At 66.9% G+C, this 16562-nt stretch carries 13 protein-coding genes; 8 read left to right on the top strand and 5 right to left on the bottom strand.

Annotation, left to right across the window (positions count from 1 at the left end; translation table 11 throughout):
- The first annotated feature begins 20 nt into the window (after positions 1–20).
- Positions 21–2846 carry a M16 family metallopeptidase gene (locus tag H3H36_RS22470; protein WP_311196676.1) on the top strand — a complete coding sequence of 942 codons (2826 nt, stop codon included), beginning with the start codon at positions 21–23 and terminating at the stop codon, positions 2844–2846.
- Between the two features lie 15 nt (positions 2847–2861).
- Here H3H36_RS22470 and H3H36_RS22465 read toward each other — a convergent pair whose 3' ends face one another.
- Positions 2862–3443 (bottom strand): outer membrane beta-barrel protein, encoded by a 582-nt coding sequence (locus H3H36_RS22465; protein ID WP_182220296.1) that lies wholly within the window; start codon positions 3441–3443, stop codon positions 2862–2864.
- A 207-nt stretch (positions 3444–3650) separates the two neighbouring features.
- Between H3H36_RS22465 and H3H36_RS22460 the strand changes: the two genes are divergently transcribed.
- From H3H36_RS22460 to H3H36_RS22445, 4 genes are all read left to right on the top strand, one after another.
- Positions 3651–3851: a globin family protein gene (locus H3H36_RS22460; RefSeq protein ID WP_182220295.1), complete on the top strand. Its 201-nt coding sequence runs from the start codon at positions 3651–3653 to the stop codon at positions 3849–3851.
- A 109-nt stretch (positions 3852–3960) separates the two neighbouring features.
- Complete coding sequence (locus tag H3H36_RS22455) at positions 3961–4899, top strand: sulfurtransferase (RefSeq protein ID WP_220459829.1); 939 nt, start codon at positions 3961–3963, stop codon at positions 4897–4899.
- A gap of 34 nt (positions 4900–4933) precedes the next feature.
- Positions 4934–6439: a cytochrome P450 gene (locus H3H36_RS22450; RefSeq protein ID WP_229220053.1), complete on the top strand. Its 1506-nt coding sequence runs from the start codon at positions 4934–4936 to the stop codon at positions 6437–6439.
- A 36-nt stretch (positions 6440–6475) separates the two neighbouring features.
- Entirely contained in the window at positions 6476–6913 is a 438-nt protein-coding gene (locus tag H3H36_RS22445) for a hypothetical protein (protein WP_229220052.1), read from the top strand.
- Between the two features lie 95 nt (positions 6914–7008).
- On the opposite strand, the gene H3H36_RS22440 is transcribed toward H3H36_RS22445, so the two are convergent.
- Positions 7009–8058, bottom strand: a complete 1050-nt coding sequence (locus H3H36_RS22440; RefSeq protein WP_182220293.1) for an AraC family transcriptional regulator — start codon at positions 8056–8058, stop codon at positions 7009–7011.
- Between the two features lie 132 nt (positions 8059–8190).
- Between H3H36_RS22440 and H3H36_RS22435 the strand changes: the two genes are divergently transcribed.
- From H3H36_RS22435 to H3H36_RS22425, 3 genes are read left to right on the top strand one after another with little or no spacing between them, the layout of a single operon-like run.
- On the top strand, positions 8191–9801 hold the full coding sequence (locus tag H3H36_RS22435; protein WP_182220292.1) for an FAD-binding oxidoreductase: 1611 nt from the start codon (positions 8191–8193) through the stop codon (positions 9799–9801).
- The gene (locus H3H36_RS22430; protein ID WP_182220291.1) at positions 9798–11414 is read left to right on the top strand and encodes a glycerol-3-phosphate dehydrogenase/oxidase; all 1617 of its coding nucleotides are present in this window, start codon (positions 9798–9800) and stop codon (positions 11412–11414) included. The genes H3H36_RS22435 and H3H36_RS22430 overlap by 4 nt, the downstream gene beginning before the upstream one ends.
- A 14-nt stretch (positions 11415–11428) precedes the next feature.
- A complete protein-coding gene (locus tag H3H36_RS22425; protein WP_182220290.1) occupies positions 11429–12991 on the top strand; it encodes an FGGY-family carbohydrate kinase in 1563 nt (520 codons plus the stop codon).
- A gap of 12 nt (positions 12992–13003) precedes the next feature.
- On the opposite strand, the gene H3H36_RS22420 is transcribed toward H3H36_RS22425, so the two are convergent.
- The 3 genes from H3H36_RS22420 to H3H36_RS22410 form a co-directional block, all read right to left on the bottom strand.
- Positions 13004–14362: a diguanylate cyclase gene (locus H3H36_RS22420; protein ID WP_182220289.1), complete on the bottom strand. Its 1359-nt coding sequence runs from the start codon at positions 14360–14362 to the stop codon at positions 13004–13006.
- A gap of 375 nt (positions 14363–14737) precedes the next feature.
- Positions 14738–15931 carry an aminotransferase-like domain-containing protein gene (locus H3H36_RS22415; RefSeq protein ID WP_182220288.1) on the bottom strand — a complete coding sequence of 398 codons (1194 nt, stop codon included), beginning with the start codon at positions 15929–15931 and terminating at the stop codon, positions 14738–14740.
- A gap of 101 nt (positions 15932–16032) precedes the next feature.
- Entirely contained in the window at positions 16033–16494 is a 462-nt protein-coding gene (locus H3H36_RS22410; protein WP_182220287.1) for a RidA family protein, read from the bottom strand.
- Positions 16495–16562: the final 68 nt, after the last annotated feature.

The following is a 16562-nucleotide window of genomic DNA, read 5'->3' as shown; positions in this document are numbered from 1 at the left end:
TTGTTAACTGAATTGCATCCATGATGATTTCAACTTCCTTGCGCGCCGCCATCGCCGCCGCATTGCTGGCCTGTTCCGCGCTGGCCCATGCCGGCGGGGCGCCGCTGGCGCTGTCCGACGTGCTGCCGATCGGGCCGCAAGTCAAGGTGGGCAAGCTGGCCAACGGCCTGACCTATTACATCCAGAAGAACGCGCGGCCCGAGCAGAAGCTGGAATTGCGGCTGGTCGTGAAGGCCGGCTCCATCCTGGAAGACGAGGACCAGCAGGGACTGGCTCACTTCACCGAGCACATGGCCTTCAATGGCTCCACCCATTTCAAGCGCAACGCGCTGGTGTCCTACCTGCAGGGCATCGGCGTGAAGTTCGGCGCCGACCTGAACGCCTACACCAGCTTCGACGAGACGGTGTACGTCCTGCCCATACCGACCGAGCGACCGGACGTGGTGGAGCAGGGCTTCCAGGTGCTGGAGGACTGGGCCCATGGCCTGACGTTCAACGACGCCGATATCGACAGCGAACGCGGTATCGTGCTGGAGGAACTGCGGCTGGGCAAAGGCCTGGAAGACCGCATGAACAAGGTCTTGATGCCCAAGCTGATGAACGGCTCGCGCTACGCGCAGCGCCTGCCGATCGGCAAGGAGGACATCATCAAGAGCTTTCGCCCCGAGGCGATCCGGCGCTTTTACCATGACTGGTACCGGCCGGACCTGATGGCGGTGGTGGTGGTGGGCGACGTGGACCCGGCCGCCGCGCAGCGCATGGTGGAGCGCCATTTCGGCGCGCTGGCCAACCCGGCCCATGAGCGCCCGCGTGACTATGCCGTGATCCCGCAGCGCCAGGCTTCCGAGGGGGTAGTGGTGACGGACAAGGAAGCCAATACCAACGGCCTCTACATCCGCTACGGCATCGAGCCTGAACCGGCCCACCGTACCGTGGGCGACTACCGCGCCGGCCTGATCGAGGGGCTGTACAGCGCCATGCTGGGCCAGCGCATGGCTGAATTGACGCAGCAGGCCAACCCGCCCTTCATCCAGGGCGGCAGCAGCATGACCAAGGTGGCGCGCGGCTACCGTTCGTTCCGTGCCGCGGCCGTGCTGGGCAAGGGCGGCGTGGCGCCGGCCATCGCCGCGCTGGTGCAGGAGGATGAGCGGGCGCGCCAGTTCGGCTTCACGGACGCGGAGCTGGAACGGGCCAAGAAGAACCTGCTGCGCAGTTTCGAACGTGGCTACAACGAGCGCGAAAAATCCAATTCGGCCGGCTACGCGGCCGAGTACATCCGCAACTTCCTGGAGCAGGAGCCGATACCGGGCATCGCCAATGAATACGACTACGCGCGCCAGCTGGTGCCCGGCATCACGCTGGCCGAAGTCAACGCGGCCGCGCGGGCCCGGATTCCGTCGGGCGGCAACAAGCTGGTGATCTACACCGGCAGCGACCAGGCCGAGGCGCCGATACCCGCCCAGGCCGACCTGCTGGCGGCCGTGGAGGCGGCCGAGCGCAAGCCGGTGCAGGCCCAGGCCGAGAAAGTGCTGGCCAGTGCCTTGATGGCGCATCCGCCCAGGGGTGGCACCATCGTCAGCCAGAGCGTGGACCCGGCGCTGGGACTGACCCGGCTCACGCTGGGCAACGGGGTCAAGGTGGTGCTCAAGCCGACCGACTTCAATAACGACCAGGTGCTGATGTCGGCGCTGCGCTTTGGCGGGCAGTCGCTGTTTGGTGAAGCGGACCTGCCCAGCGCGCGCTACGCCAGCGCCATCGTGGGCCAGATGGGCTTGCAGGATTATTCGCCCCTGGACCTGAGCAAGGTGCTGGCCGGGAAAGCCGCCACCACCAGCGCCACGGTCAGCAACCTGAGCGAGATGCTCAGCGGGCAGTCCGGCAAGGCGGACGTGGAGACCATGCTGCAGCTGATCTACCTGCAGATGACGGAGCCGCGCCGCGACCGCGCCATTTTTGAATCCTTCGTGGGCAAGCAGAAGGAGCTGGCCCGCAACAGCCTGTCGCGCCCGGAAGCCGTGTTTGGCGACACCATCGTCGGCACGCTGTACGCCAACAACGCGCGGGTGGCGCGCGCGCCGCGCCCGGAGGATTTCGATCGCATCGACCTGGACCGGGTGTTCGACATCTACCGCAGCCGCCTGTCCAGCGCCAAGGACTTCACGTTCTTCCTGGTTGGCAGTTTCGACGTGGAGCGCATCAAACCGCTGGTGGCCACCTACCTGGGCGCGCTGCCCACGCCCGATGTGCCGGTCCAGTACAAGGATTGGGGGGTGCGGCCGATCAAGGGCGTCGTCAAGAAGGAAGTGCACATGGGAGCGGAGCCCAAGAGCACCATCTCGATCACGTTCACGGGCACGGCGGACTACTCGGACGATGAGCAGATGCGCCTGCAGGCATTGCTGGAGGCGCTCAATATCAAGCTGCTGGAAGTGCTGCGCGAGCAGCAGGGGCTGATCTACGGCGGCGGCATGTCCGGCGCGCTAACCAAGGTGCCTTACGGCGGCTACACCATCAGCATCAACCTGCCGTGCGGGCCGGAGAACGTGGACAAGGTGATCGCCGCCACCTTCGCCGAAATCGCCAGGGTCAAGGAGCACGGCGTCACGCAGGAGGACCTCGACAAGGTGCGGGCCGGCTGGTCCCGCAACTACCACAAGGGCTTGCGCGAGAACGGCTACTGGCTGGGGCAGTTGCAGCTGGCGCAGATCAACGGCACCGATCCGGCCGCGCTGCTGACGTATGAGCAGCGGGCCGGCGCCATCCGCGCGGCCGACCTGAAGCAGACCGCGCGCCGCTACTTCGATATGGACAACTACCTGCAGGTGGTGCTGTACCCCGCCCGCTAAGCGGGGCGGGTAGGCTTAGAAGTAGAAGTTGGCCAGCATGCCGATGTGGTTGCCGCTGAAGCTGACATTGGAGTGGGTCGGCGTGTATTGTTCGCGGACTGCGCGCAGCTTCAGGCCCACGTTGGGCTTGACGAAGTATTCACCTTCCAGCACGGCGCCGGTGGTGTTGTCGAAATCGGCGTTCAGGCCGCTGGCCGCGCCGCTGCCATGCAGGCGCGCGTTGCTGACAAAGCGCACGCCGGCGCCCACGCGCCACTGGTCGTTGATGTGGTAGTAGCCCAGCAGTTCAACGGGCACGCGGCGGAAGTCGGCGTCGCCGTTCGAGGCGTCGGGCGTGAAGCGGATGTGGTAGCCCACCGTGCCTTGCACGGAGAACTGTTCGGCCACGCGGTATTCCGCGCCCACCAGCAGCGCCAGGCCGGAACCGGCCGTGATATTGCTCGACGAGCCGTCCGTGTAATGGGTGGTGGCCAGCTTGTCGCCGCCGAAGGTGACGCCGGCGCCGGCGACGAAATGCAGCGGTTTGGCGGTGGTTTGCGCCAGCGCGCCGGTGACGGTGATCAGGCCCAGGGCGGCGGCGATAAAGTGTTTTTTCATGTTCTCGTACTTGAATGGTTGTATTTTTTAATTACTCTTTTTGGCAATACCAGAAAGCGGCGCCATGGTACGGTGTAAGTTGCATATTGGCAAATGGCTTTGCCATGTTTGCCGGCGATTCGAGGAAAAGCTCTATTCGGCGGGCCGGTGCGGCGAAACTGCTACACTGGCGGCTGATATCCACTGCGACAGGCAAGAGGCAACACCATGGCGAAGAAAAAAGAAGAGCTGGACCCGGAAACGATGGCACTGATCCAGTGGTGCATCGAAGTGGAAGGTTTCCTGGTGGCCGGCGGCGCCACGCTGCGGCAAGCGCAGGAACACATCGAGGAACATGTGGAATGGTTCACCGACCAGTTCTACGATGGTCTGACCCCGGAGGAAGCGGCCAAGGAAGCGCTGGCCTGAGCCTCGCCCCGGCGCGCGAAGCGGCCGCCGCCGCGCCATGCCGTACAATAGCGGCCATTCCCCATGCTCCCGCCGCGCATGCACGCGCGGGGCCGCCGCATTCTTTCTCATGACGTCCGACCCGCAGCACAATCTGGCAGCACCAGCCTTCCGCCAGGACCTGGTCCGCTGGCGCCAGCTCGTCACGCCCGCCTGGCTGGCCGCCGTGCTGGCCGGCGAGCCCGTGGCCGAAGCGCCGCCGCCGGACTGGCGCCTGTTCGAGGTAGGTTGCGACGGCGCCGCGCCGTTTGAACAGGCCCACATCCCCGGCGCCGGCTATATCGACACCAACCAGCTGGAACAGGCGCCCCTGTGGAACAAGGTGTGCGACCAGGCCTTGCTGCGCCTGCTGCTGGCCTGCGGCATCCGCGATGACAGCACGGTGGTGCTCTATGGCCGTAACAACCTGGCCGCCGCCCGCGCCGCCCACCTGATGCTGTACGCTGGCGTGCGCGACGTGCGCCTGCTCGATGGCGGCTACGCCTTGTGGCAGGCGGGCGGCCATCCATCGGTGGCGGGCGCGCCGCGGCGCTACCCCGGCGTGGCCCGCTTTGGCGTGCCGTTTCCGGCCCGTCCCGACTACCTGATCGGCATAACACAGGCGCGCGCCTTGTTGCAACAGCCCGATGGCGCGCTGGTCAGCATCCGTACCTGGAATGAATTTATTGGCAAGATTTCGGGGTATAGTTACATCGCCGCGCGGGGCGATATTCCCGGCGCGTTGTGGGGCCGGGCCGGCAACGACGACGATGTGAACAGCATGAGCGACTTCCACCGGCCCGATGGCAGCATGAAGCCGGCCAGCGAGATTTGCCGGCAGTGGCGCGCAGCGGGCATAGACCGGCAGCGGCGCATGGCTTTCTACTGCGGCACGGGCTGGCGCGCGTCGCTGGCCTTCTTTTACGCCTGGCTGATGGACTGGCCGCATATCAGCGTGTATGACGGCGGCTGGTGCGAGTGGAGCGGCGACCCGGCCAACGCCGTCGTCTGCCGCACGGGGACTAGTTAGCGCCGGCGGGCACCATGCCGGCGCCGGAGGAGACATGATGGACAAGGCTAGCATGGAAATCGCACAAGGCGCGGCCGTACTGGCGCCGCCACCGGCGCCGCGGCGGCGCATCGCCGACCTGCCGGGGCCGAAAGGGCGCCCGTTCACAGGCGTGATCGCAGCCATCAACCGGCGGCCATTCCACCAGGTGCTGGAGGACTGGGGCCGCCAGTATGGCACCCTGTACCGCTTCAGGATCATGCGCAAGCAGTTCCTCGTCACCTCGGACCGCGACGTGATCGCCGGCCTGCTGCGCGACCGGCCCGACGTCATGCGCCGTTCCGCGCGCACGGCGCAGATGCTGGAGGAGGTGGGCACGCGCGGCCTGTTCACGGCCGAGGGCGACGAGTGGCGCCGCCAGCGCAAGCTGGTGATGCGGGCCCTGACGCCGGAAGTGATCCACGGTTTCTTCCCCACCCTGAGCATGATGACGGAACGTTTGCAACGGCGCTGGAGCGCGGCCATCGCCGCCGGCCGTCCGGTCGACGTGCTGCGCGACCTGAAGGCCTACACGCTGGACGTGACGATAGGACTGGCCATGGGCCAGGACATCAACACGCTGGAACTGGAGGACAATCCGCTGCAGCGCGATATCGAATTCCTGTTCAACCGCGTGGCCCGGCGCCTGACGACGGCGCTGCCGTACTGGCGCGTGCCGCTGCTCAAGCGCGCGCCCGACCGCGAGGCTGACGCGGCCGCCGCCCGCATCCAGCAGGCCGTCATGGGCTTCATCGCCCAGACCCGTAAGCGCCTGGCGCAGCAGCCGGCGCTGCGTCAGAAGCCGTCCAACATGCTCGAAGCGCTGGTGATCGCCTGCGACGAACCGGGTTCCGGCTTTACCGACGCGGGCGCGGTGGGCAACGCCATCACCATGGTGTTCGCGGGCGAGGACACCACGTCCAACACGACGGCCTGGCTGATCGACTTCCTGGCGCGCGACCCGGCGGCCGCTGGCGCTTTGGCGGCCGAGGCGGACCGTGTGCTGGGCGCCGAACCTGTGCTGCGCGACTACCGCCTGCTGGAGCAGCTCCATTACGTGGACGCGGCCACCCGCGAAGCCATGCGGCTCAAGCCGGTGGCGCCGTTCCTGGCCGTGGAACCGACGTGCGACGTGATGCTGGGCGACCTGGCGGTGCCGGCCGGCACGGTCATCTTCACCATGACGCGGCTGGCCGCGCAACGTGACAGCGAGCTGGTGCGCCCGGACGAATTTTTGCCCCAGCGCTGGCTGGACGGGGCGGGCGAACGCGGCGATGATCCGGGCCGCAAGCTGTTCCCGTTCGGCGGCGGCCCCCGTTTCTGCCCGGGCCGTTACCTGGCCATGGCCGAGATCAAGATGGTGATGTCCATGCTGGCGCGCCATTTCACGATCGCCCCCGTGCCCGGCGCCGCGCCGGCCGAGGAAACCTTCACCTTCACCAATTCGCCCAGCGCCTTGCCCGTGCAGTTACTGGCACGCTGCTGGCGCGGGGGACCTGATCGTGAAAAAGTGCTAGGCTAAGGTATTGCCAGGAAGTCGACGCCAGCGGAGGCCCTTATGCTCAAGAAAATCATACCCGGTTGCGTGGCCGTGGCCCTGTGCGCGCTGGCGGCCGCGGGCGGGCAGGCAGCGCCGCTGCGCCATGACCATCCGTTGATCGGCACCTGGCAGATCACGCTAGCCGACGGCTCGTGCAGCGAAACCTATCATATCCACGACGACGGCAGCAGCCTGGTCACGAGCAACGAGGAGGTGGCCGAATCGGCGTTCGAGGTGGCCGACCAGCCCGACACGCTGGGCTTCTACAAGCACGTGGACACCATTGTGAAAGACAACGGCAAGCCCGATTGTTCGGGCGAGGTGACGGAAGTGGGCCACGTGGCCACCAGCTACATCCTGTTCCACCCCAGCGGTGACCTGTTCCTCATGTGCTTTGAGCGCGACATGAACAGTTGCATCGGCCCCTTCATCCGGGTACGCGGCAGCACCACCTGATTTCAAAATGACCATGGCCAGGCGTGGCGCCGAAGACGGTGCGCTTGCACGGCAAGGGGTCACAATGACGCCATGGGCCTTTGTGAAATGACTTCTTAGCCGCGCTCGCGGAACGCGCCGGGGTTCATGCCCGACCACTCCTTGAAGGCGTGGTTGAATGCGCTTTGCTCCTGGTAGCCCAGCAAGAACGCGATATCGACCAGGCTCAGTTCCGGCTGGCGCAGGTAATCGCGCGCCAGCGCGAAGCGGGCCTGGTCCAGCACCTGCTGGAAGGTGGCGCCGGCGTCGCTGAGCTTGCGCTGCAGCGTGCGCGGCGACAGTTTCAGCTCGTCGGCGATGGAGGCCAGCCGCACCTGGCCCTGGGCCAGGTTGCGCACGATGGCCTCGTGGACTTGCTGGCTGATTTCGGCCCTGGCATCGGCCCCGGCCCGCGCCCGCGATTGCAGCAGCTGTTCGGCGTGCTGTTGCAGCACGGGATACAGGCCCGTGTCCGCGTTGGGCACGGGCCAGGCCAGCAACTGGGCGTCGAAGCTGGCCGTGTTGGCCGGCGCGTTGAAGCGGGGCAGGGCGCCGAACAGCCGCAGGTATTCAGCGTGATCGGCCGGATCGCCGCCATCGTGGGTGAGCGCCAGTTCGGCGGGTGGCAGCGGCATCCCGGCCAGCCAGTTGCCGAACACGCGGATGCCGGCAAACACGCTGTCGATCAGGTGGCGCCGGCCCGGCCCGTAATGGCAATGCCAGGTGTAATGGGCCATGCCGTCGTTCACGCGCAGGGACGAGCGGCCCAGGTCATGCGCCAGCTGCTCGTAGCGCATGGTCTGTTCGAAGGCCTGGCCGAAGTCGCGGCAACTGAGCAGGATCAGCCCATACACGTTGTAGGTACCCAGCTTGAAGCGTTCGCCCACGTGCAGCCCGAAGTGGGGATCGCCGGCCAGTTCGGCGCCCACGTCGAGCAGGCGCACGTAATCGTCGGCCGCCAGCGACTCGGGCAACGGGCTCAGGGCGCCGGCGGGCAGGCCGGCGGCCCGTTCCAGTGCGGCCGGCTGCACGCCGCGCGCGGCGGCCGCCTCCAGCAAGGGCTGCAGGTAGGAGCCGGCCACGCGGGCGCCATGCGGGGTGCGCGCGTCAGGCGTGGGGCTTGGCATGATCGAACAATGCGGATGTCATGAATACGCAATACCTTGTGTGGGTTCTGTCTTATTCTGCTGCCATGATTAGCCAGGTGCGCGCCAGTATAACAACTGCTGCAAGCGCGCCGCAACGAGGACAGGAAAACGATGAGACGCTGGAACGGTTGGGGTGACGACACCATAGAATTCGCGCTGGGCGAGGATGCGCTGGGCTTCCTGGCGCAGCGCATCGGGAGCGGCACGCCATTCCCGGACGCCGCCTTCGAGACGGCATGCGGGCAGTTGCGCCCGTCGCGGCTGGCGCCGCATCGCCTGATCGACACGGCGCCGGCCGTCCGCTTGCGCAACGCGCTGGGCCAGAGCCTGCCGGACTGGCTGCGCCTGCGCTACGGTGCCATCGACACTGCGCCCGACGGCGTGGCCTATCCGGACAGCCCGGAACAGGTGCGTGAATTGCTGGACTACGCGGCCGAACACCATGTGGCGCTGATTCCACAGGGCGGCGGCACCAGCGTGGCCGGCCACCTGACGGCGCCTGGCGGCCCGCGTCCCGTGCTGGCCGTGAACCTGACCCGCCTGCGCAACCTGCTTAGCCTCGACACCCAGTCGCAGCTGGCCACCTTCGGCGCCGGCGTGTTCGGCCCGGACCTGGAGGCGCAACTGCGCGCCCACGGCTACACGCTGGGCCATTTCCCCCAGTCGTTCGAATACTCGACGCTGGGCGGCTGGGTGGTCACCCGTTCGTCCGGCCAGCAATCGTTGCGCTATGGCCGCATCGAGCAGATGTTCAGGGGCGGCAAGGTGGAAACGCCGGCCGGCACGCTCGATATTCCCACGTTCCCCGCCTCGGCCGCCGGCACTGATTTGCGCGAAGTAGTGCTCGGATCCGAGGGGCGGCTCGGCATCCTGACGGAAGCGACCGTGCGCGTGACGCCGCTGCCCGAATATGAATCGTTCCATGCCGTGTTCTTCCCCAATTGGGACCAGGCCGAACAGGCCGTGCGCGCCGTGGTGCAGGCCGGCCTGTCGCTGTCCATGCTGCGCCTGTCCAATCCGCTCGAGACGGTGACCATGCTGGCGCTGGCCGGCCACCAGACCCTGATCGGGGCGCTGGAAACGTGGCTGCGCCTGCGCGGCTGCGGCGAAGGCAAGTGCATGCTGATGATAGGCGTGAGCGGTCGCAAGGCCGCCGCCAGGGCGGCCCTGAAGGACGCGCTGGCCCTCACGCGCGCGCGCGGCGGCGTGCACATCGGCCGCTACATGGGCGACAAGTGGAAGCAGAACCGCTTCCGCAACGTCTACCTGCGCAACGCGGCCTGGCAGCACGGCTACGCCATCGACACGGTGGAAACGGCCGTCGACTGGCCGCGCGTGGCCGGCATGATGCAGGCCGTGGAGGCGGCCGCCACGGCGGCGCTGGGCCAGCACGGCGAGAAGGTGCACACCTACACTCACCTGTCGCACCTGTACGCGCAGGGCGCCAGCGTGTACACCACCTTCGTCTACCGGCTGGCTGGCAATTTCGAGCAGGACCTGGCCCGCTGGCGTACGCTCAAGCAGGCCGCCAGCCAGGCCATCGTGGCCAATGGCGGCACCATCAGCCACCAGCACGGCGTGGGCAGCGATCACGCGCCTTACCTGCCGGCGGAAAAAGGAGAGCTGGGCCTGAGCGCCATGCAGGCGCTGTTCCGCCACTTCGACCCGCAGCAGATCATGAACCCCGGCAAGCTGCTGCCGTCCGAGGCCGTGCCGTCATGAGCGCCCACTGGAACAGCGGTGGCCGTGGCGGCGCCGCGCAACTGCTGGCGCGCGACTGGGACCTGGTCGTGATCGGCGGTGGCATCACGGGCGCCGGCATCCTGCTGGAAGCGGCGCGGCGCGGCTTGAAGACGCTGCTGGTGGAGCAGCGCGACTTCGCGTGGGGCACGTCGAGCCGCTCGTCCAAGCTGGTGCACGGCGGCCTGCGCTACCTGAAGGAGGGCAAGTTCGGCCTCACGCGCGAATCCGTGCACGAGCGCCAGCAGTTGCTGCGCGACGCGGCCGGCCTGGTGGAGCCGCAAAGCTTCGCGTTCGGCGATTACCAGGGGCGCAAGCCGGGCCGGCGCATGTTCCTGCTCGGCCTGGCCATCTACGACCTGATGGCGGGCCAGCGTGCGCGCCACTATTTTGGCCATGACGATTTCCTGGCGCTGGCGCCCAACATCGCCAACGCCGGCCTGCAGGGCGGCATGTGCTACACGGACGCCAAGACCGACGACGCGCGCCTGGTGCTGCGCGTGCTGCGCGAGGCGCAGCAGCATGGTGGTGTGGCGCTCAACTACATGGCGGTGGAATCGCTGCTGCGTTCAGCGGACAACGGCGGCAAGGTGTGCGGCGCGAAGGTGCGCGATGGCGTGACGGGACAGTCGCACGAAGTGCGCGCGCGCCTCGTCATCAGCGCCACCGGCGCCTGGGCCGACGGCTTGCGGGCCCAGGGCGGGGCGGCGCCCCGGCTGCGGCCACTGCGCGGCAGCCACCTGGTGCTGCCGGCTTGGCGGTTGCCGCTGGCGCAGGCCGTGAGCCTGATGCATCCGGCCGATGGCCGCCCCGTGTTCGCCTTCCCCTGGGAGGGCGTAACGCTGGTGGGCACCACGGACGTGGACCACAAGGGCGACATGGCGCGCGAGGCCGCCATCACGCGGGGTGAAGTCGATTACCTGATGGCGGCGCTGCACGACCAGTTCCCGCAACTGGGATTGAACGAGGGCGACATCCTGGCCAGCTACGCGGGCGTGCGTCCCGTGATTGACAGCGGCAAGAGCGATCCGTCCAAGGAAGGGCGCGACCATGCGTTATGGCTGGAAGATGGCCTGTTGACCGTCACTGGCGGCAAGATGACCACCTTCCGCGTGATCGCGCTCGACGCGCTGCGCAAGGCCGCCACGCTGCTGCCGGACTGGCGCGACAAGCTCGAACCGCGTCCCATCTTCGATCCGGCCGCGCCGCTGCGCTACGACCGCCGACTGTCCGTCATGCAGGCCGCACGCCTGCAAGGACGTTACGGCGCCCAGGCGCAAGCGCTGGTGGATGCGGCCCAGCCGGGCGAACTGGCCACCATACCGGGAACGGAAACGCTGTGGGTCCAACTGCGCTGGGCGGCCCGCTGCGAATCGGTGCAGAAGCTGGACGATCTGCTGCTGCGCCGCAGCCGCATCGGCATCCAGTTGCGCGGCGGCGGCGTGGAGATACTGCCGCGCGTGCGCGCCATCTGCCAGCCGGAACTGGGCTGGAGCGACCAGCGCTGGGATGACGAACAGCGCGCCTATCTGGCATTATGGGCTGCCCATTACAGCCTGCCGGCGCAACGCGCCATGAGCAACGAGAACAACTAAAACAATCAGACGATATGGCCGAACAATATCTTCTCTCCATCGACAACGGCACCCAGAGCGTGCGCGCGCTGCTGTTCGATTTGCGCGGCAACCTGGCGGCCAAGACCCAGGTGCATTTGCAGCCGTATTTCTCGGACAATCCCGGCTGGGCCGAGCACAGCGCGGACGGCTACTGGAAGGCCGTGTGCGTGGCCTGCCAGCGGCTGTGGGCGGAAACGGATATCCCCAAGTCCGCCGTCAAGGGCGTTGCCGTCACCACCCAGCGTGGCACCGTCATCAACCTGGACCGCGACGGCAACCCGCTGCGCCCGGCCATCACCTGGCTGGACCAGCGCCGCACGGAACAGGTGCCGCCGCTGAACGCCTTGTGGCGCACGGCCTTCAAGGTGGCTGGCGTGAGCAGTACCATCGAATACTTCCGGCGCGAAGCGGAGATCAACTGGATCGCCGCCCACCAGCCCGACATCTGGGCCAAAACCGACAAGTTCCTGCTGCTGTCGGGCTTTCTCAACTATCGCCTGTGCGGGCGCATGGTCGATTCCATCGGTTCGCAGGTGGCCTACCTGCCGTTCGACTACAAGGGCCACAAGTGGGCCGGCAAGCGTGACTGGAAATGGCAGGCGCTGGCCATCAAGCCGGACATGCTGCCGGAACTGGTGGAGCCGGGCACGGTGATCGGCGCCATCACGGCCGCCGCCGCCGAGGCCACCGGCATCCCGGCCGGCACGCCGCTGGTGGCCGCCGCCGCCGACAAGGCGTGCGAGGTGATCGGCGCCGGCGGCCTGGCGCCGCACATCGGCTGCCTCAGTTACGGCACCACGGCCACCATCAACACCACCACCAAAAAATACGTGGAGGTCACGCCGTTCATCCCGCCGTATCCGGCCGCCATTCCGGGCGCCTACAGCACGGAAGTGCAGATCTTCCGCGGCTACTGGATGGTGAACTGGTTCAAGGAGCAGTTTGGCCACCTGGAGCAGGCCACGGCCAGCGAGCGGGGCACGGCGCCCGAAGCCATGTTCGACCAGCTGGTCGAGCAGGTGCCGCCCGGTTCCATGGGCCTGATGCTGCAACCGTACTGGAGTCCCGGCATCCGGGTGCCGGGGCCGGAAGCCAAGGGCGCCATGATCGGCTTTGGCGACGTGCACACGCGCGCCCACATGTACCGCGCCATCCTCGAAGGGCTGGCTTACGCGCTACGCGAAGGCAAGGAGCGCATCGAGAAGCGCAGCGGTGTGGCCGTGACGGAGCTGCGCGTGGCAGGCGGTGGCTCGCAGAGCGATGCGGCGATGCAGCTGACGGCCGATATCTTTGGCTTGCCCGCCGCGCGCGCGCACGTGTATGAAACCTCGGGCCTGGGCGCGGCCATCGCGATCGCGGCCGGCCTGGGGCTGCATGCGGACTTTGATACCGCCATCCGCGCCATGACGCGCACGGGCCGCGTGTTCCAGCCGATTGCCGCTAACCAGAAGATGTACGACCGGCTGTACCGGCGCGTCTACCTGAAGATGTACGAGCGGCTGCAGCCCATGTACGCCGAGATCGCCGACATCACGGGTTATCCGGAGCAGCTTTGAGCGGGCGGGCGCTCAGCGCGAAGTGAGCGCCTTGATGGCATCCATGGCCGCGTTGCCGGGCAGGGTGGCCTGCACCTGGTTGCGGCCACTTTCCTTGGCCACGTACATGACGCGGTCGGCCGCCACGAACAGCGATTCCGTGCTGTCGAGCTGGTGGGGCTGGATGGTCGACACGCCGATGCTGACCGTGATCCACGGCGACGTGGGCGAGCGGGGGTGGGGCAGTTGCAGCGACTCCACGTGGGCCCGGATCGACTCGGCCAGCAGGTAGGCCGAGTCGGCGTCCGTTTCCGCGAACAGCAGCACGAATTCCTCGCCGCCGTAGCGGGCCGCCAGGTCGGTCGGGCGCAGCGCGTGCGAGGCGATGGCTTGCGCCACCTGCTGCAGGCAGGCGTCGCCGGCCGGATGGCCCAGCGTGTCGTTGTACAGCTTGAAGTGGTCCACGTCCAGCACCACCAGCGACAGCGGCATGCCGCTGCGCAGGGCGCGCTGCCATTCCTTTTCCAGGAAGGCGTCGAAGTGGCGGCGGTTGGCGATCATGGTCAGCGGATCGACCATGGCCGCACGCTGCAGCGCATCCTCGGACTGCTTGTGGTGGGTGATGTCGTGCAGCAGGCCGATGAACAGCGGCTGGCGCAGGTACATGGGCGTGAGCGTGAGGTCCATGCACACGGAGCTGCCGTTGCGGTGGCGGATGATCACCTCGCGCGTGCCGTGGTTGTGGGCCGTCTGCGGCGCTGCCGCGTAGCGCTCGAAGTAGTCCAGGTATTCCTGCGCCACCATGGGGTTGAGCAGCTCGGTGATGGAGCGCCCGGCCAGTTCGTTCTCCTGGTAGCCCAGGTACTTGTCGCAGGCCGGGTTGGTGAACTGGATGCGGCCGTCCGACTCGATGATCAGCAAACCTTCGGCCATGTTGTTGACGATGGTGCGCAGGCGCTCGGCCTGCTCTTCCTGGTTCTCGCTGTTGCTGCGGATTTGCAGCTGGGTGCGCACGCGGGCGCACACTTCGGCCATGCGCAGCGGCTTGCCGATGTAGTCCACGGCGCCGATGTCGAAGCCGGCCACCACGTCTTCGGTCTCCGTGCGCGCGCTCATGAAGATGACGGGAATGCGCTGGGTGGCCGCATGGCTCTTGAGCTGGCGGCAGGTCTCGAAACCGTCCATGCCGGGCATGACCACATCCAGCAGGATCAGGTCCGGATGCACCCGGCGCGCGATCTGCAGCGCCCGTTCGCCGGAGGTGGCGACAAAGGTCTGGTAACCCTGTTGCACCATCATCTTGCGCAGCGTGCCCAGGTTGTCCGGCGCATCGTCCACGATCAGAATGGCGGCGTCGCGCCGCACGGCAAAGCTCGGGCCAGCTGGATTCATTGGGTCGTATCCTGGCTGGGGCGGCCGCTGGCGACACCGTGCGGCGAGGCCGGGGCGACAGGGCGGAGAGCGGAATGGTGTGCGCTTGCGTACAAAGGCTGGCCTGACGGTAAGGTGACTATCCGTCCAAATAATACCCCTTTGCAATGTGCAATTGTGAAAAAAAGTGCAGGGTTATTCGAGGAAAACCTCAGAATCTATGCGGAACTGCCGTCAATGCGGCAAATTGCATGACTTTTTATCATGCTTGCCGTTTCTGATTGGAAAGTTTGTTACTTTTGGTGATAAAGTCGCGGCGCACGGCGGTGTGCCGCGGCGGTGGCCGCGCGCCGTCGCCGGAGGTGCCGGCGGCGGCGCGGGTGAACGATCGGGGCCTCAGATTTTGGCAGCGATCAGCTTGCCCAGGGTGGCGATGCCGGCGCGGATGCGCTCCGGCGGCACCGTCACGAAGGACAGGCGGAAGGTGTTGGTTTCCGGCTCGTTCGCGTAGAACGGCGCACCCGGCACGAAGGCCACGTGGTTGGCGATCGCTTCATCCAGCAGGGTCATGGCGTTGACGTGCTTGGGCAGGGTGACCCAGATGAACATGCCGCCTTCGGGCTTGGTCCACTTGACGCTGGCGGGGAAGTGCTCGGCCATTGCGTCCAGCATCACCTGGCACTGATTGCCGTACAGCTGGCGGATTTGCGGGATGTGGCGCTCCAGGAAGCCGTCCTTGATCACGCGGTGCACCACCATCTGGGTCAGCTGCGAAGTGTGCAGGTCGGCCGCCTGCTTGGCCAGCTCCAGGCGGCGCACCAGCGGCAGCGGGGCCACCACGTAGCCGAGGCGGATGCCCGGGGTCAGCACCTTGGAGAAGGAGCCCATGTAGATCACGCCGTCCGGGTTCATGGCCACCATCTTCGCCAGCGGTTCGCCCTTGTAGCTCAGGGCGCCGTACGGATCGTCCTCGATCAGCGGCAGGCCGAGGCGGGCGCAGGTCTCCACCAGCTGCTGGCGGCGTTCCACCGACAGCGTGCGGCCGGTGGGGTTCTGGAAGTTGGGCAGCGCGTACAGCAGGCGCGCGCCTTGCGCCACCTTCTCCAGCGACGATGGCACCAGGCCGTGGTCGTCCGTTTCCACCGACACGAATTCAGGACGGTACACCGAGAACGCCTGCAGCGCGCCCAGGTAGGACGGGGTTTCCACCAGCACGCGGCTGCCTTCGTCGATCAGCACCTTGCCCAGCAGGTCCAGCGCCTGCTGCGAGCCGGACGTCATCAGTACCTGTTCCGGCACGATTTTCGCGCCATTGGTCGACAGGGAATCGGCGATCCACTGGCGCAGCGGCAGGTAGCCATCGGTGGGGCCGTATTGCAGCGCCACGTTGCCCGAGTCGGTCAGCACCTGGTCGAACGCCTCCTTCATCTCGGCCACGGGGAAGGTGGCGGGCGAGGGCAGGCCGCCGGCGAACGAGATGATCTCGGGACGCTGGGTGATCTTCAGGATTTCGCGGATGGCGGAGCTTTGCATCTGCTGTGCGCGCTCGGAGAAGCGCCACTGCATCGGATTCGGGTTTTCAATTTTCATACGTGTCTCACTGAGTAGATGCCGGGCTGGCCCGGGCTGGAGTCAGGTGCGCTGGTGGCGGCCTGCGGAAGGGCGGCGCAGGGTAGGGCGCCGCCCGGGAATTACGCGACTTCCGCCACCAGGTCGATCTCGACGCAGCAGCCGAGCGGAATCTGGGCCACGCCGAAGGCGGCGCGGGCGTGCTTGCCGGCGTCGCCGAACACTTCACCGAGCAGCTCGGAGGCGCCGTTGGTGACCAGGTGGTGTTCCGTGAAGTCGGGCGTGGAGTTGACCAGGCTGGTGAGCTTGACGATGCGGCGCACGCGCGTCAGGTCGCCGCCCACGGCTTCCTGCAAGGTGCCCATCAGGGCCACGGCCACGCTGCGCGCGGCGGCCTTGCCTTCTTCCGTGCTGATGTTCTTGCCCAGTTGGCCCACCCACGGCGAGCCGTCCGCCTTGCGCGCGATATGGCCGGACAGGAATACCAGGTTGCCGCTCTGGACGTACATGACGTAGGCGGCTACCGGCGCGGCGGGCGCGGTCAGGGTGATGTCGAGGGCTTTGAGTTTTTCGTAGACGGACATGAGGGTTCCAATATTGAACAATGGGTGAAGTCGAACGAGCGACGGGTTTATTTATCGTGTTGTCTTGG

Source organism: Rugamonas fusca (genome assembly GCF_014042365.1).
Classification (GTDB): Bacteria; Pseudomonadota; Gammaproteobacteria; order Burkholderiales; family Burkholderiaceae_D; genus Rugamonas; species Rugamonas fusca.
Note: the sequence above shows the minus strand (reverse complement) of the source record. Positions and strands in the feature narration are given on the sequence as shown.

Excerpts from the sequence above, each read along its gene's own strand:
- H3H36_RS22440 (WP_182220293.1), bottom strand. The coding sequence starts at position 8,058 with ATGCCAAGCCCCACGCCTGACGCGCGCACCCCGCATGGCGCCCGCGTG.
- H3H36_RS22410 (WP_182220287.1), bottom strand. The coding sequence starts at position 16,494 with ATGTCCGTCTACGAAAAACTCAAAGCCCTCGACATCACCCTGACCGCG.
- H3H36_RS22430 (WP_182220291.1), top strand. The coding sequence starts at position 9,798 with ATGAGCGCCCACTGGAACAGCGGTGGCCGTGGCGGCGCCGCGCAACTG.
- H3H36_RS22460 (WP_182220295.1), top strand. The coding sequence starts at position 3,651 with ATGGCGAAGAAAAAAGAAGAGCTGGACCCGGAAACGATGGCACTGATC.
- H3H36_RS22420 (WP_182220289.1), bottom strand. The coding sequence starts at position 14,362 with ATGAATCCAGCTGGCCCGAGCTTTGCCGTGCGGCGCGACGCCGCCATT.
- H3H36_RS22450 (WP_229220053.1), top strand. The coding sequence starts at position 4,934 with ATGATGGACAAGGCTAGCATGGAAATCGCACAAGGCGCGGCCGTACTG.
- H3H36_RS22445 (WP_229220052.1), top strand. The coding sequence starts at position 6,476 with ATGCTCAAGAAAATCATACCCGGTTGCGTGGCCGTGGCCCTGTGCGCG.
- H3H36_RS22470 (WP_311196676.1), top strand. The coding sequence starts at position 21 with ATGATGATTTCAACTTCCTTGCGCGCCGCCATCGCCGCCGCATTGCTG.
- H3H36_RS22425 (WP_182220290.1), top strand. The coding sequence starts at position 11,429 with ATGGCCGAACAATATCTTCTCTCCATCGACAACGGCACCCAGAGCGTG.
- H3H36_RS22435 (WP_182220292.1), top strand. The coding sequence starts at position 8,191 with ATGAGACGCTGGAACGGTTGGGGTGACGACACCATAGAATTCGCGCTG.
- H3H36_RS22455 (WP_220459829.1), top strand. The coding sequence starts at position 3,961 with ATGACGTCCGACCCGCAGCACAATCTGGCAGCACCAGCCTTCCGCCAG.
- H3H36_RS22415 (WP_182220288.1), bottom strand. The coding sequence starts at position 15,931 with ATGAAAATTGAAAACCCGAATCCGATGCAGTGGCGCTTCTCCGAGCGC.
- H3H36_RS22465 (WP_182220296.1), bottom strand. The coding sequence starts at position 3,443 with ATGAAAAAACACTTTATCGCCGCCGCCCTGGGCCTGATCACCGTCACC.